The following is a 14,870-nucleotide window of genomic DNA, read 5'->3' as shown; positions in this document are numbered from 1 at the left end:
GGGTTGGCGGCACCGTTATGCGCCATGGAGGGCGCATATCGAGACCCCAAGGGTGAGGGTGCTCCGCTTGCGATGCCCTGCTTCGCGCGTGCCCGAACGCCCAGCCGCCAGCGGCTGGGCCGGACGGCGGAGCGGGGTTCACGGCGGGTCCCGACAACCCGCCCGCGCCGACCCGAACCAAGATGCAGTGACACCTCGCCGCCGACGTTGACGCTATCCGGTCTGCCGGGACCGTGCTGCCCTGCCCCTTGCGGTGCGACCGGCGCTTCACTAGCCTTCGCCGGTCTGTCACCACCCAAGGATGTCCCCGTGAACCACCGCCCGCTCCTGCTGGCCCTGGCTGTCGGTGCTGCCGCACTGACGCTGGCGGCCTGCCAGAAGGAACCCACCCCGGCCGATGCGCCAGCCGCGACCAGCGCCAAGCCGGGCGAAACCGCTGACCAGTTCATCGCCCGCGTCAACGCCGAGTACAAGGCCATGTACCCGGAAATGACCTCGGCGCAGTGGCTGTCCTCGACCTACATCAACGAGGATTCCGAGCGCGTGGCGGCCAAGGCCAACGAGCGCTGGCTGACCGTCCTCAACGGCTGGATCACCCAGGCCGGCACCTATGACGGCCAGCCGATGAGCGAGGACACCAAGCGCCAGATCCACCTGCTCAAGCTGATGACCTCCATGCCGGCGCCGCGCGACCCGGCCAAGCTCTCCGAGCTGACCCGCATCGCCAGCCGCATGGAAGGCGCGTACGGGTCGGGCAAGTACTGCACCGACGCCGCCAACCCGCAGAGCTGCCGCCAGCTCGGCGACCTCGAGCAGGTCCTGGCCAGCAGCCGCGACTACGACAAGCAACTGGATGCCTGGCAGGGCTGGCACGCCACCACCAAGCCGATGCGCGCCGATTACCAGCGCTTCGTCGGCCTGGTCAACGAAGGTGCCAAGGAAATGGGCTTCGCCGATGCCGGCCAGATGTGGCGCAGCGGCTATGACATGCCGCCGGAACAGATCGGCCCGGAAACCGACCGCCTGTGGGAACAGGTCAAGCCGATGTACGAACAGCTGCACTGCTACGCGCGCAACAAGCTCGACACGACCTACGGCAAGGACAAGGCCGAGACCGAGGGCGGCCTGATCGCCGCCCACCTGCTGGGCAACATGTGGCAGCAGGACTGGTCCAACCTGTGGGACCAGCTGGAACCCTACCCCGGCGCCGGCAGCCTGGACATCACCGCCGCGCTGGAAAAGCAGTACCAGGCCAACCTGAGTGGCGCGCTGGCCAAGGCCGGCAGCGGTGCGAACGTGGAAGCGCTGTACAAGGCGCAGCGCGAGGCCGAGCTGCGCACCGCCAAGCAGATGACCGAGCGCGCACAGGACTTCTATGTGTCGCTGGGCATGCCCGCGCTGCCCAAGTCGTACTGGGACAAGACCCAGTTCATCAAGCCGCTGGACCGCGACGTGGTCTGCCATGCCAGCGCGTGGGACATGAACATGGACGGCGACGTGCGCACCAAGATGTGCATCAAGCCGACCGAGGAGAACTTCACCACGATCTACCACGAGCTGGGCCACATCTATTACGACCTGGCCTACAACCCGCTGCCGCCGCTGTTCCAAGGCGGCGCCAACGATGGCTTCCACGAAGCGATCGGCGACACCATCGTGCTGGCGATGACCCCGCAGTACCTCAACTCGATCGGGCTGGTGGACAAGCCGCAGGAAAGCCGCGAGGCGACCATCAACGCGCAGATGCGCATGGCCCTGAGCGGCGTGTCGTTCCTGCCGTTCGGGCTGATGATCGACCGCTGGCGCTGGGGCGTGTTCGATGGCTCGATCACACCGGACCACTACAACCAGGCGTGGTGGGAGCTGAAGGCCAAGTACCAGGGCGTGGCCCCGGCCAGCGCACGCGGCGAAGAGTTCTTCGACCCGGGCGCCAAGTACCACGTGCCGGGCAACACCCCGTACACCCGCTACTTCCTGGCGCGGATCCTGCAGTTCCAGTTCTACAAGGGCCTGTGCGATGCGTCCGGCTACAAGGGGCCGTTGCACCAGTGCAGCTTCTACGGCAACAAGGAAGCCGGGCAGAAGTTCTGGGCGATGCTGAGCAAGGGCGCCAGCCAGCCGTGGCAGGCCACGCTGCGTGAGATCACCGGCGGCGACAAGCTCGATGCCGGCCCGATGATCGAGTACTTCACCCCGGTCAACGAGTGGCTCAAGCAGCAGAACCAGGGCCAGATGTGCGGCTGGAAGGCCCCGGGCGCGACCGCGGCGGCCAAGCCGGCAGCGGCGGCAGCAGCGGCACGCTGACCGTTCGCGCACGTCGATGATCCAAAAAGCCGGCCCAAGCGCCGGCTTTTTTTCGATCGGTAGTGCCGAGCCATGCTTGGCAACGCGCAATGCACGGCAGGCCTCAGACGTCATCGGCATCGGCGCGAAAGGCGGCCACGCATGGCGTGGCTCTACGGGTGCTATCGAATCTGTAGTGCCGAGCCATGCTCGGCAACATGCAAAGCGCAACGCACGTCAGGCCTCAGACGTCGGACGTCGGACGTCAGACGTCATCGGCATCGGCGCGAAAGGCAGCCACGCATGGCGTGGCTCTACGGTGCTATCGAATCTGTAGTGCCGAGCCATGCTCGGCAACGCGCAACCCGCACCGTACGTCAGGCCTCAGACGTCATCGGCACGAAAAGCAGCCACGCATGGCGTGGCTCTACGGGTGCTATCGAATCTGTAGTGCCGAGCCATGCTCGGCAACGTGCAATGCGCAACGCACGTCAGGCCTCAGACGTCATCCGCATCGGCACGAAAAGCACCCACGCGTCGCGTGGCGCCCGCTCAGGAATGCGCCGGGCGCTTCAGGCTGGCGGCAAGCTCCACCTTGAACTGCTCGAAATCCTTGCCGTCGGCCGTTGCTTCGGCATGCGCGGCATCCTTCAAGGCATCGGAATACACCAGTCGCACCGGCGTGCCTTCACGTTCGTGCAGTTCGGCGGCCTGCATGATCAAGGCCAGCACCCGCGCTGCACTGGGGGTCTGGCCGGCGATGCGGCCATCCATGCCCAGCACCCACTCGCCATCCCGGCGGACGATGCCGGCCAGCAGCGTGCGCTGCTGGTCGCGCAGTTCCGCATGCGGTTCAACCGGCGTGGCGTTGGCCTGCTCGCGGTTGGCGGCCTGGGTTTCGCGGCGCCGGCGGATGTCGCGGCGCAGTTTGGAGGTGGTGGACATGGGGGAAATCCGGACTGCGGCAAAGTGCCAAGGATACCGCACGGGCCCTGGCGGGCCCGCCGATGCTGGCCCTGACGGCTCAGTCGAGGACCTTGCCGTGGCGCCAATAGCCCATGAACGTGATGGACCGTTTGTCGATGCCGCAGTCCTTCACCAGGTGGCGGCGGATGGCCATCACCGCGCCGGCCTCCCCTGCCACCCAGGCGTACAGGCCGGTGGCTTCGGCACTGGCCTGCTCCCAGAGGATGTCCTGGTCGATATCGATCTCGGCCAGCGTCTGGTCGGCGCTGCGGGTTGCGGCGGACCCGATCCGCGCGCGCACCGCCTCCTGCAGCCGCTGCCCGTGTGCGGCGCCCTCGCGTACCAGCCAGAACAACTGCGCCCCCAGCGGGGCCGCCAGCGGCAGCACGTCCGCCTCGTGCTGCACTTCCAGGAACGCCTGCACCTGCGGCGGATGCGGCCACTGCGCCAGCGCCTCGAGGATCCCGGCCACGGCCGGCAATGCGGTGTCGTCGGCCACCAGCAGGACGCGTCGCACGCCGGCCGGCGGCTTCCATTCGCAGCCCTGGCTGCTTTCGGCCACCTGCGCGTCCGGCGCCAGCAGGCCGATGCGGTCGCCGATGCGGGCGTGCATGGCCCAGCGCGATGCGGGGCCGGTCTCGCCGTGCAGGACGAAATCGACGTCCACCTCGCCCAGTTCGGGGCGCAGCGCACGGAGGGTGTAGGTGCGCATCGGCGCGCGCTCGCCCTCGGGGAGCGCGCGGTAGCGGGCGTACCAGTCCGCGCCCTGCGGCACGTCGGGCGCCTCCTGGCCGGGCAACGGGAAAAACACCTTGATGCGCTGGTCAGGCCCCTCGGTCTTCATGTTGGCCACGTCGGGCGCGGCAAAGACCATGCGGGTCAGCGACGGGGAGAGGACGGTGCGCTGCTTGAGCGCGACGTCGAACAGGCGGTAGGTCGGCTGTGCAGCCATGCAATCACCCTGGAGTGCGGCGGACACGGGGTCCGCAGGGGAGCGTATTGGCTGTCGTGGTACACGAACTGGCTGGCGAGCGCACAGGATACGCCGGTGCCGCGGCGTGGCAATGCCGGCCTCGCCACGCGTGCACGGCGCGCACGCGTGGCGTGCACACGGCTTACTCGATCGGGGTGAGCACGTCGCGACGCCGCTCGCGGTGCCGTTCCCAGTACCAGAACGAGGCGCCGATGGCGAAGAAGCCGGCGTAACCCAGCGCCAGATGCACCGGCCTGGCGCTGAGCAGCGGCGAGACCACGCCGGCCACCACGGTGTTGATCATCAACTGGATGAACATCTGCATCGACGAGGCCAACCCGCGCTGGTGCGGGTACATGTCCAGCACCGCCAGCGCCAGGATCGGGAAGATCAGCGCCATGCCGACGCCGCCGAGGAAGATCGGCAGCACGGCCCACGGCAGCATGATCTGCGGCACCGAGAACACGTAGCCCAGGTTGAGCAGCGCCGACACCGCGCACAGGCCGAAGCCGATCGCGATCTGGCGCTGCGCGGTGAGGCGCCCGGCCATGCGACCGGACAGGAACGAGCCCATCGTCATGCCGCCAATGGTGGGAATGAACAGCCACGCAAAGCCGCCCTCGCCCAGCTTGAGGTGCTGCATCACGAACACCGGCGCCGAGGCGATGTACAGGAAGATGCCGGAGAAATTGAATGCACCGGCGGCGGCCAGGCGCAGCAGGCGCGGGTTGGAGCCCATCCGCACATAGCTGCGCAGCAGTTCGCGCATCGACAGCGGCGTGCGCGCCTCCACCGGGTGGGTTTCCGGCAGCCACTTGCCGGTGGCGAGCAGCAGGACCACGCCGAACAGCACCAGGAACCAGAAGATCAGCGGCCAGTCGCCGCCGCCGAGCAGTATCCAGCCGCCGATGATCGGCGCGATCGCCGGGGCGACGCCGAAGATCATCGACACCTGGCTCATCAGCCGCTGCGCGTCGGCCCCGTGGTAGAGGTCGCGGATCACCGCGCGGCCGACGATCACCCCGACCCCCGCGGTGACGCCCTGCAGGGCGCGGAACACCAGCAGCGTGGTCATGTCGCGCGACAGCGCGCAGCCGATCGAGGCACCGATGAACAGCACCAGCCCACCGATGATCACCCGCCTGCGCCCGAACGCATCGGACAACGGGCCGTGGGCCAGGCTCATCAGGCCATAGAACAGCAGGTACACGCTGATGGTCTGCTGCACCGCCACCTGGTCGACCTGCATGCGCTCGCCGAGCAGCAGGAAGGCCGGGAAAATGGTGTCGATGGAGAACGGACCGAACATCGCCAGGCCTGCGAGCAGCAGGGCCAGGCGGCGGGTCGAGGGCGAGGCGGGCGTCATGCGGTCTTCCGTCTGGGCCATGCGTGAACGCACGGCGGGCGCCAGCCCGGAACGGGCGGCGCCAGATGAATACGAGGATCCGGCCATCATAGGCCTTTGCCGGCCCCGGCACCATGCCGACAAGGCCATCGACGCAGCTCCGGCGGCCCTCATTCATGTGCCATAAGGCCGTTGCCGGCGGGGACGCTGGGCTATAATCGCCGGGCACCATGGTGGGAGAAGCGGACACCCGCTGCCGAAGGCGCAACGCCCGTAATCGCTCAGGCCCGATACCACCCGCAGCAAAACTCTGGAGAGACCGGCCACTGCCGGCGCCGAAGGGGCACGAAGCACGCAGATGCGCGCTTTTAAACTCTCAGGCAAAAGGACAGAGGGGCACCCAGGAAGACCGCAAGGTCCGGTGGTTCGCGCGCGTCTGCGAAGCACCTCGACCCGGCCGCCTTCCGAACGTGCGTGCCCACTCTCCGAGATGCCAGCCATGTCCCCGAATACCTCCGCCCAGCGTGCCCCTACCCTGCGCGAGCTTGAACACAGCCACGCGTTCGTCGAACGCCACATCGGCCCCAACGACGCCGAAATCGCGCAGATGCTCGACGTGGTCGGCCACGGCTCGCTGGACGCGCTGACCGATGCGATCGTCCCGGCCGGGATCAAGTCGCCGGCACCGCTGGACCTGCCCGAGTCGCTGACCGAAGTGCAGGCGCTGGCCAAGATCCGCGCCATCGCCGACAAGAACCAGGTGTTCCGCACCTTCATCGGCCAGGGCTACTACGGCACGCTCACCCCGAACGTCATCCTGCGCAACGTGCTGGAGAACCCGGCGTGGTACACCGCCTACACCCCGTACCAGGCCGAGATTTCGCAGGGCCGCATGGAAGCGCTGATCAACTTCCAGACCCTGTGCGCCGATCTGACCGGCATGGAGATCGCCAACGCCTCGCTGCTGGATGAAGCCACCGCCGCCGCCGAAGCGATGACCCTGGCCAAGCGCTCGGCCAAGAGCAAGTCCGACACCTTCTTCGTGCACGACGCCGTGCACCCGCAGACGCTGGAACTGCTGCGCACCCGCGCGGAACCGCTCGGCATCGTGCTGCGCGTGGGCACCCCGGCCGAGGCGATGGACGCCGAAGCCTACGGCGTTCTGCTGCAGTACCCGGACACCTTCGGCCATATCGGCGACTACAAGGCACTGGCCGACGCCGTGCACGCGCGTGGCGGCCTGGTGGCCGTGGCCACCGATCTGCTCGCCCTGACCCTGATCGCCGCGCCCGGCGAATGGGGCGCGGACATCGTGGTCGGCAACTCGCAGCGTTTCGGCGTGCCGTTCGGTTTCGGCGGCCCACATGCCGCCTTCATGGCCTGCCGCGACGCCTACAAGCGCTCGATGCCGGGCCGCCTGATCGGCGTGTCGGTGGATGCGCAGGGCAATCCTGCCTACCGCCTCACCCTGCAGACGCGCGAGCAGCACATCCGTCGCGAGAAGGCCACCTCCAACATCTGCACCGCGCAGGTGCTGCTGGCGGTGATGGCCTCGATGTATGCCGTTTACCACGGCCCGGACGGCCTGACCCGCATCGCCCGCCGCACCCATCGCCTGGCCGCGATCCTGGCCGCGGCACTGCGCGGCGCCGGCGTCAACGTGGGCGAGCACTTCTTCGACACCCTGCACGTCAAGGGCATCGACGCCAAGGCGATCCACGCCAAGGCCGCGGCCGCGCGCATCAACCTGCGCGCGATCGACAGCGACGCGGTCGGCATCAGCCTGGATGAAACCGCCACCCGCGCCGACATCATCGCGCTGGGCGAGCTGTTCGGTGCCAGCGTCGATGTGGAGGCGCTCGATGCGGCCACCGCCGATGCACTGCCGGCCGGCCTGGTGCGCACCAGCGCCTTCCTGACCCACCCGGTGTTCAACACCCACCACAGCGAGCACGAACTGCTGCGTTACCTGCGTTCGCTGGCGGACAAGGACCTGGCGATGGATCGCACCATGATCCCGCTGGGCAGCTGCACCATGAAGCTCAACGCCACCGCCGAGATGATCCCGGTGACCTGGCCGGAGTTCGCCAACATCCACCCGCTGGCCCCGGCCGACCAGGCCACCGGCTACAAGGAACTGATCGACGGGCTGGAAGCGATGCTGGTGGAGTGCACCGGCTATGACGCTGTGAGCCTGCAGCCGAACTCCGGCGCGCAGGGCGAGTACGCCGGCCTGCTGGCGATCCGCGCCTATCACCGCTCGCGCGGCGAAGGCCACCGCGATGTCTGCCTGATTCCGGATTCGGCGCACGGCACCAACCCGGCCTCGGCGCAGATGTGCGGCATGAAGGTCGTGGTGACCAAGACCGATGCCAACGGCAACGTCGACCTGGATGACATCCGCGTCAATGCGGAGAAGTACAGCGACCGCCTGGCCGCGCTGATGATCACCTACCCGTCCACGCACGGCGTGTTCGAGGAAGAGGTGGTGGACATCTGCGAGATCGTGCACAAGCACGGTGGCCAGGTGTACACCGACGGCGCCAACATGAACGCCCTGGTCGGCGTGGCCAAGCCCGGCAAGTGGGGCTCGGACGTGTCGCACCTGAACCTGCACAAGACCTTCTGCATCCCGCACGGCGGCGGCGGCCCGGGCGTCGGCCCGTGTGCGGTCAAGTCGCACCTCGCCCCGTTCCTGCCCAAGGTGCTGGGCGGCGAAGGCGATGTCGGCATGGTCAGCGCGGCCAGCTTCGGCAGCGCCTCGATCCTGCCGATCAGCTGGATGTACATCACCCTGATGGGCACCGCCGGCCTGCGCAAGGCGACCCAGGTCGCGCTGCTCAACGCCAACTACATCGCCAAGCGCCTGGCCCCGCACTTCAAGACCCTGTACACCGGCCGCAACGGGCTGGTGGCGCACGAGTGCATCCTGGACGTGCGACCGCTGGAGAAGACCTCCGGCATCGGCGCCGAGGACGTGGCCAAGCGCCTGATCGATTTCGGCTTCCATGCCCCGACCCTGAGCTTCCCGGTCGCCGGCACGCTGATGGTGGAACCGACCGAGAGCGAATCGCTGCACGAGCTGGACCGCTTCATCAACGCGATGATCCAGATCCGCGAAGAGATTGCCGCGATCGAGGACGGCCGCCTGGACCGCGAGGACAACCCGCTCAAGCACGCCCCGCACACCGCCACCGCGGTGTCGGCCAGCGAGTGGGCGCACGCCTACCCGCGCGAGCTGGCGGCCTTCCCGCTGGCGAGCCTGCGCCAGCAGAAGTACTGGCCGCCGGTGGCGCGCGTGGACAACGTGTACGGCGACAAGAACGTGATGTGTGCGTGCATCCCGGTGGATGCGTACAAGGAAGACGAGGGCGTGGAGGTCTGAGCCACCCCGCCCGGCTGCAACGAAGGACGGCCCGCGCAAGCGGGCCGTTTTTTTGTTGCGGGGCGGTGCGTGGGTCGTGTGCTGCGGAGGGGGTTTGCCGCGCTGCGCGCGGTATCCACGCATGGCGTGGATCTACGGTGTTTTTACGTCGCGGGTCATTGTTCGGGCGGTATCCACACAGATCGATCATGATCCACGCCATGCGTGGATGCTCTTCGTTCCGGCGCCATGAACCCGGGCGGTCTTCTTCGGCTGGGGGTGAACGTCGGGCGGTCTGGTTGCGCCGTGGTCGCTGGGCGTTGCCGCGCTTCGCGCGGTATCCACGCATGGCGTGGATCTACGGTGGAACGTCGCGGGTCATTGGCGGGGCCGTATGGACGCGGATCAATCGTAGATCCACGCCATGCGTGGATGCTCTCCGTTCCGGCGCCATGAACCCGGACGGTCTTCTTCGGCCGGGGTTGAACGTCGGACGGTTTGGTTGCGCCGTGGTCGCGCGGCTTCGGCTGGCTTTGCCGCGCTGCGCGCGGTATCCACGCATGGCGTGGATCTACGGTGGAACGTCATGGGGTTTTGGCCGGGCGGTGTGCACGCGGATCAATCGTAGATCCACGCCATGCGTGGATGCTCTTCGTTCCGGCGCCATGAACCCGGACGGTCTTCTTCGGCCTGGGGTGAACGTCGGACGGTCTGGTTGCGCCGTGGTCGCTGGGCGTCGGCGGGCGTTGCCGCGCTTCGCGCGGTATCCACGCATGGCGTGGATCTACGGTGGAACGTCGCGGGTCATTGGCGGGGCCGTATGGACGCGGATCAATCGTAGATTCACGCCATGCGTGGATGCTCTCCGTTCCGGCGCCATGAACCCGGACGGTCTTCTTCGGCCGGGGTTGAACGTCGGACGGGTTGGTTGCGCCGTGGTCGCGCGGCTTCGGCTGGCTTTGCCGCGCTGCGCGCGGTATCCACGCATGGCGTGGATCTACGGTGGAACGTCATGGGATTTTGGCCGGGCGGTATGTATGCGGATCCAATCGTAGATCCACGCCATGCGTGGATGCTCTCCGTTCCGGCGTCATGAACCCGGGGACGGTCTTCTTCGGCTGGGGGTGAAAGTCGGGCGGTTTGGTTGCGCCGTGGTCGCGCGGCTTCGGTGGGCTTTGCCGCGCTGCGCGCGGTATCCACGCATGGCGTGGATCTACGGGGTTTTTCCGTCGGGGGCCATTGGCGCGCGGTATCCACGCATGGCGTGGATCTACGGGGTTTTTCCGTCGGGGCCATTGGCGCGCGGTATCCACGCATGGCGTGGATCTACGGTGTTTTTACGTCGCGGGCCATTGCTGGGGCCGCATCCACGCATGGCGTGGATCTACGGTTTTTACGTCGCGGTCATTGGCGTGGATCCACCGTGGGACGCCACGAGCCACGAGCCATGGGCGGGGCTGGTGCGTCAGGCCTCGCCGTTCTTTCGGCGCACGCGTCGGGCGATTTCGCTGCTGATCGCGATCACCGCGGTGAGCGCGGCCATCGACAGGAACTGCAGGCGGGTGTGCGATTCGGAGAGCAGCAGGCCGAAGATCAGCGCGAGCACGCCCAGGCCGATCAAGGTGAGGTACGGGTAGCCGGCCATCCGGAACGGCAGGCGGGTGCCGTCGCGGTTGGCGCGGTGGCGCAGGATCAGCTGGGACAGCAGCGAGATCGTCCACACCAGCAGGCAGGTGGAACCGACGATGTTGAGCAGCACCGGCAGCACCCTGTCCGGGAACAGCAGCTCCATCACGGTGGCGGCAAAGCCGAACAGTACGCTGGCCAGGACCGCGATGATCGGCACCTGGCGCGGGTCGGCCCAGCCCAGCACCGCCGGCGCTTCCTGGCGCTGGGCCAGCGAGTACATCATGCGCGAGGCGCCATACAGGTTGGCGTTGAGCGCCGACAGCAGCGCAATCACCGCGATCAAGGTGATCGCCGTGGCCGCCCCCGGGATGTTGGCCACCTGCAGCACGGCGGCGAACGGCGACTTCAGCGCTTCGCTGGTCCACGGCACCACCGCGATGATCACGCTCAGCGAGCCGATGTAGAACACCAGGATGCGCCAGGCCACGGTGCGGATGGCGCGGGCGATGCTGCGCTCGGGGTCTTCGGTTTCGGCGGCGGCCACCGCCACGATCTCGGTGCCGCCGAAGGCGAACACCACCACCAGCAGCGCCGCGCCGACGCCGGCCAGGCCCTTGGGCGCGAAGCCGCCGTGGTCGGTGAAGTTGGACAGGCCCGGCGAGGCCACGTCCGGCAGCCAACCCATCAACAGCGCGACGCCGATCAGGATGAAGGCGATGATCGCCACCACCTTGAGGATCGCGAACCAGAATTCGAACTCGCCGAAATTCTTCACCCCGAGCAGGTTGATCGCGGTGAAGAACAGCATGAAGGCCAGCGCCGCCATCGGCACCGGCACCACCGGCCAGACCGTGGCCAGCAACCCGGCCGCCCCCACCGCCTCGGCCGCGATCACGATCACCAGCTGCACCCACCACAACCAGCCTACGGTGGCCCCGGCGGTGGCGCCCATGGCGTCGGCGGCATACACCGAGAACGCGCCGCTGGTCGGCTTGGCCGCGGCCATTTCGCCGAGCGCGTTCATCACGATGATCACCAGCGCACCGGCGACCAGATAGGACAGCAGCACCGCCGGCCCGGCGGCCTGCACGCCGACGCCGGAGCCCAGGAACAGGCCGGCGCCGATCGCGCTGCCCAGGCCCATCATGATCAGCTGGCGGGGCTTGAGCGCGTGGCCCAGGCGGGTATCGGCGGGCGTGGTGGCGGGCGGCGGAGTCTGGGATGCGGGCATCGGAATCGCAGGCGGGCAACAGGTGCGACACGATACCCTGTCCAGCCGGCCGGCGGGATAGGCCACACGGCCCGGCCGGCCTCAGGCTTCGCTGCGCTCGCCGATCTGCGCCCGGTAGCCGCGCGGGGAGACCCCGACCTCGGCCTTGAACTTGCGGGTGAACGCGCTCTGGTCGGTAAACCCGCAGGCCTGGCCGATGCTGGCGATGCTGTCCGGCCCGTGCAGCAGGTGCACCGCCATCTGGATGCGCAGGCGCGTGAGCACCTGCTGCGGCGTCATCTGGAACACCTTGCGGAAGGTGCGCTCCAGCTTGGACAGCGAGAACCCGGTGATGTCCAGCAGGGTCTGCATGCGGACGTTCTCGGCGTAATGCGCGTTCAGATGGGCCAGCGCCAGTCGCAGCTGCTCGTACTGGGTGCCCAGGCTGTCTTTCTGGCCCAGGTCGCGCGAGATGCCGATCAGGCCCTTGACCTGGCCATCGACCAGCAGCGGCCGCTTGCAGGTCAGGCACCAACCCGGCTCGCGGTTGGCGAACAGGTGCAGCTCCATCAGGTTCTCGATCACCCGGCCGCCCAGCACCTGCTCGTCCTGGGTGGCGTAGTCGGCCCCCAGCCCGGTGGGATAGATTTCCGCGGCGGTGCGCCCGATCACCTCCTTGCGCGACTTCAGCCCCAGCCGGCGCAGCATGGTCTGGTTGATGTGCGTATAGCGCCCGTCGCGGTCCTTCATGAAGAACAGCACGTCGGGGATCGCATCAAACAGGGCTTCGATGTCGGCGGGTTCAACGCGCATGCGGCAGCGGGAGGCGGATGGACACCCGGCAAGGATACGCGCCTGGCCGCGCCCGACCCAGCGCCCGGCGGCCGCATGTGAAGCGTGGGTGCATGCCCCGCCCGGTTTTCGCACTGGCGATTAACGCGGACACCGCCACTGTGAGGCGTTGAACCCACGCCAGCCCCCGGAGTGCCTCATGGCCGCCAGCAAGCCCCGCACCAAACCCGCCCCGCCCACCGACAGCCGTGGCGAGGGTGACGAACTGCACCAGCACGCCGGCGCCGGCCATCCCGCGCTGACCACCAACCAGGGCATCCCGGTGGCCGACAACCAGAACTCGCTGCGCGATACCCCGCGCGGGCCGACGTTGCTGGAAGACTTCATCCTGCGCGAGAAGATCACCCACTTCGACCATGAGCGCATCCCCGAGCGCATCGTGCACGCGCGCGGCAGCGCGGCCCACGGCTACTTCGAGCTGACCCGCTCGCTGCACGAGTTCACCCGCGCGCGCGTGCTCACCGAGGTCGGCGTGCGCACCCCCGTGTTCACCCGCTTCTCCACGGTGGCCGGCGGCGCCGGTTCGGTGGACACCCCGCGCGACGTGCGCGGCTTCGCGGTGAAGTTCTATACCAAGGAAGGCAACTGGGACCTGGTGGGCAACAACATCCCGGTGTTCTTCATCCAGGATGCGATCAAGTTCCCCGACCTGATCCACGCGGTGAAGATGGAACCGGACCGCGCCTTCCCGCAGGCGGCCAGCGCGCACGACACTTTCTGGGATTTCGTCTCGCTGATGCCCGAGTCGATGCACATGATCATGTGGGCGATGAGCGACCGCACCATCCCGCGCTCGCTGCGCACGATAGAAGGCTTCGGCATCCACAGCTTCCGCCTGCTCGACGACGCGGGTGGGTCGACCTTCGTGAAGTTCCATTGGCGGCCCAAGCAAGGCATCCAGTCCACGGTGTGGGACGAGGCAGTAAAGCTGCAGGGCGCCGACAACGACTTCCACCGCCGCGACCTGTTCGAGGCGATCACCGGCGGCGATTTCCCAGAGTGGGAGCTGGCGGTGCAGCTGTTCAGCGAGGAAGAGGCCGAGGCGTTCCCGTTCGACCACCTGGACCCGACCAAGATCATTCCCGAGTCGCTGGTGCCGCTGACCGTGATCGGGCGGATGGTGCTGGATCGCTGGCCGGACAATTTCTTCGCCGAGACCGAGCAGGTGGCCTATTGCCCGGCCAACGTGCCGCCGGGCATCGACTTCAGCAACGATCCGCTGCTGCAGGGGCGGCTGTTCTCCTACCTGGACACCCAGCTCAGCCGCCTCGGTGGCCCCAATTTCCACCAGATCCCGGTCAACGCGCCCAAGTGCCCGTTCGCCAATCACCAGCGCGATGGCCACATGCAGATGGGCATTCCCAAGGGCCGGGTAGCGTACGACCCCAGCTCGCTGCAGGACGACAGCCCGCGCGAGACGCGCGACGGCTTCCCCAGCCACGCCACCGCGCCCGACGATGGGGTGAAGGGGCGCGTGCGCGCGGCCAGCTTCGCCGACCACTACAGCCAGGCGCGGATGTTCTTCCGCAGCCTGGAAGTGCCCGAGCAGGCGCACCTGGCCTCGGCACTGGTGTTCGAGCTGTCCAAGGTGGAAACGGTCAAGGTGCGCGAGCGCACCGTGAGCCACCTGCGCAACATCGACGAGTCGCTGGCCAAACGGGTCGCTGCCGGCCTGGCGATGCCGGCCCTGCCGGATCCGGCACCGACCGCCACCCCGGCCAAGGATTTCCCGCGGGCGCCGGAAGTCCGCGTGATCGGCCGCACCAAGGACCTGCTGAAAGGGCGCTGCATCGGCATCCTGTTCGACGAAGGCTCGGATGCGGGGCTGATCAACAACCTGCGCAAGGCCGCGGAAAAAGCCGGGGCCAAGGTCAAGCTGGTCGCGCCGAAGATCGGCGGGGGCAAGCTCAGCGATGGCAAGACGCTGGCGGCCGATGGCCAGCTTGCCGGCACGCCGTCGGTGGTGTTCGACGCGGTGGCGGTGGTGCTCAGCAACGACGCGGCCAAGCGGTTGCAGAAGGAATCGGCGGCGATCGATTTCGTGGCCGACGCATGGGCGCACCTGAAGGCGATCGCCGCCGATGAGGGCGCGCAGGCCCTGCTCAAGGCCGCGCGCGTGGGCAACGATGCCGGCGTGGTCGAGGCCGAGGATGCCAAGGGCTTCCTCGCGGCCGCAGGCACCCGGCAGTGGGCACGCGAGCCGAAGGTGCGCACGCTGGCCTGAGCCCATTCGACGATCACAGGAGCG

8 protein-coding genes and 1 riboswitch are annotated in these 14,870 nt (G+C 68.0%); of the genes, 3 read left to right on the top strand and 5 right to left on the bottom strand.

The genetic code is table 11. The features are described from left to right. The first annotated feature begins 309 nt into the window (after window positions 1-309). Window positions 310-2,304 carry a M2 family metallopeptidase gene (locus AC06FD_RS01780; RefSeq protein ID WP_478076842.1) on the top strand — a complete coding sequence of 665 codons (1,995 nt, stop codon included), beginning with the start codon at window positions 310-312 and terminating at the stop codon, window positions 2,302-2,304. Between the two features lie 531 nt (window positions 2,305-2,835). On the opposite strand, the gene AC06FD_RS01775 is transcribed toward AC06FD_RS01780, so the two are convergent. From AC06FD_RS01775 to AC06FD_RS01765, 3 genes are all read right to left on the bottom strand, one after another. Beyond that, window positions 2,836-3,228: a hypothetical protein gene (locus AC06FD_RS01775; RefSeq protein ID WP_259206151.1), complete on the bottom strand. Its 393-nt coding sequence runs from the start codon at window positions 3,226-3,228 to the stop codon at window positions 2,836-2,838. A 79-nt stretch (window positions 3,229-3,307) separates the two neighbouring features. Further along, window positions 3,308-4,201: a siderophore-interacting protein gene (locus AC06FD_RS01770; protein ID WP_478076841.1), complete on the bottom strand. Its 894-nt coding sequence runs from the start codon at window positions 4,199-4,201 to the stop codon at window positions 3,308-3,310. A 163-nt stretch (window positions 4,202-4,364) separates the two neighbouring features. Continuing rightward, window positions 4,365-5,588 (bottom strand): multidrug effflux MFS transporter, encoded by a 1,224-nt coding sequence (locus AC06FD_RS01765; RefSeq protein ID WP_259206155.1) that lies wholly within the window; start codon window positions 5,586-5,588, stop codon window positions 4,365-4,367. A gap of 279 nt (window positions 5,589-5,867) precedes the next feature. Beyond that, a riboswitch (glycine riboswitch) is annotated at window positions 5,868-5,969 on the top strand. A gap of 88 nt (window positions 5,970-6,057) precedes the next feature. On the opposite strand from AC06FD_RS01765, the gene gcvP reads away from it, so the two are divergent. Continuing rightward, the gene (gene gcvP / locus AC06FD_RS01760) at window positions 6,058-8,952 is read left to right on the top strand and encodes an aminomethyl-transferring glycine dehydrogenase (protein ID WP_478076840.1); all 2,895 of its coding nucleotides are present in this window, start codon (window positions 6,058-6,060) and stop codon (window positions 8,950-8,952) included. A gap of 1,444 nt (window positions 8,953-10,396) precedes the next feature. Here the strand turns inward: gcvP and AC06FD_RS01755 are convergent. Together AC06FD_RS01755 and AC06FD_RS01750 are read right to left on the bottom strand one after the other, a co-directional pair. Next, complete coding sequence (locus AC06FD_RS01755) at window positions 10,397-11,791, bottom strand: amino acid permease (RefSeq protein ID WP_478076839.1); 1,395 nt, start codon at window positions 11,789-11,791, stop codon at window positions 10,397-10,399. Window positions 11,792-11,872: 81 nt separating this feature from the next. Further along, window positions 11,873-12,583, bottom strand: a complete 711-nt coding sequence (locus AC06FD_RS01750; protein ID WP_259206164.1) for an AraC family transcriptional regulator — start codon at window positions 12,581-12,583, stop codon at window positions 11,873-11,875. A gap of 178 nt (window positions 12,584-12,761) precedes the next feature. Here AC06FD_RS01750 and AC06FD_RS01745 point away from each other — a divergent pair, with 178 nt between their 5' ends. Next, window positions 12,762-14,846: a catalase gene (locus AC06FD_RS01745; RefSeq protein ID WP_478076838.1), complete on the top strand. Its 2,085-nt coding sequence runs from the start codon at window positions 12,762-12,764 to the stop codon at window positions 14,844-14,846. Window positions 14,847-14,870: the final 24 nt, after the last annotated feature.

The sequence above is a fragment of the Stenotrophomonas sp. Steno-Z1 genome, from assembly GCF_056393175.1.
This window is presented reverse-complemented; position numbering and strand designations above follow the sequence as displayed.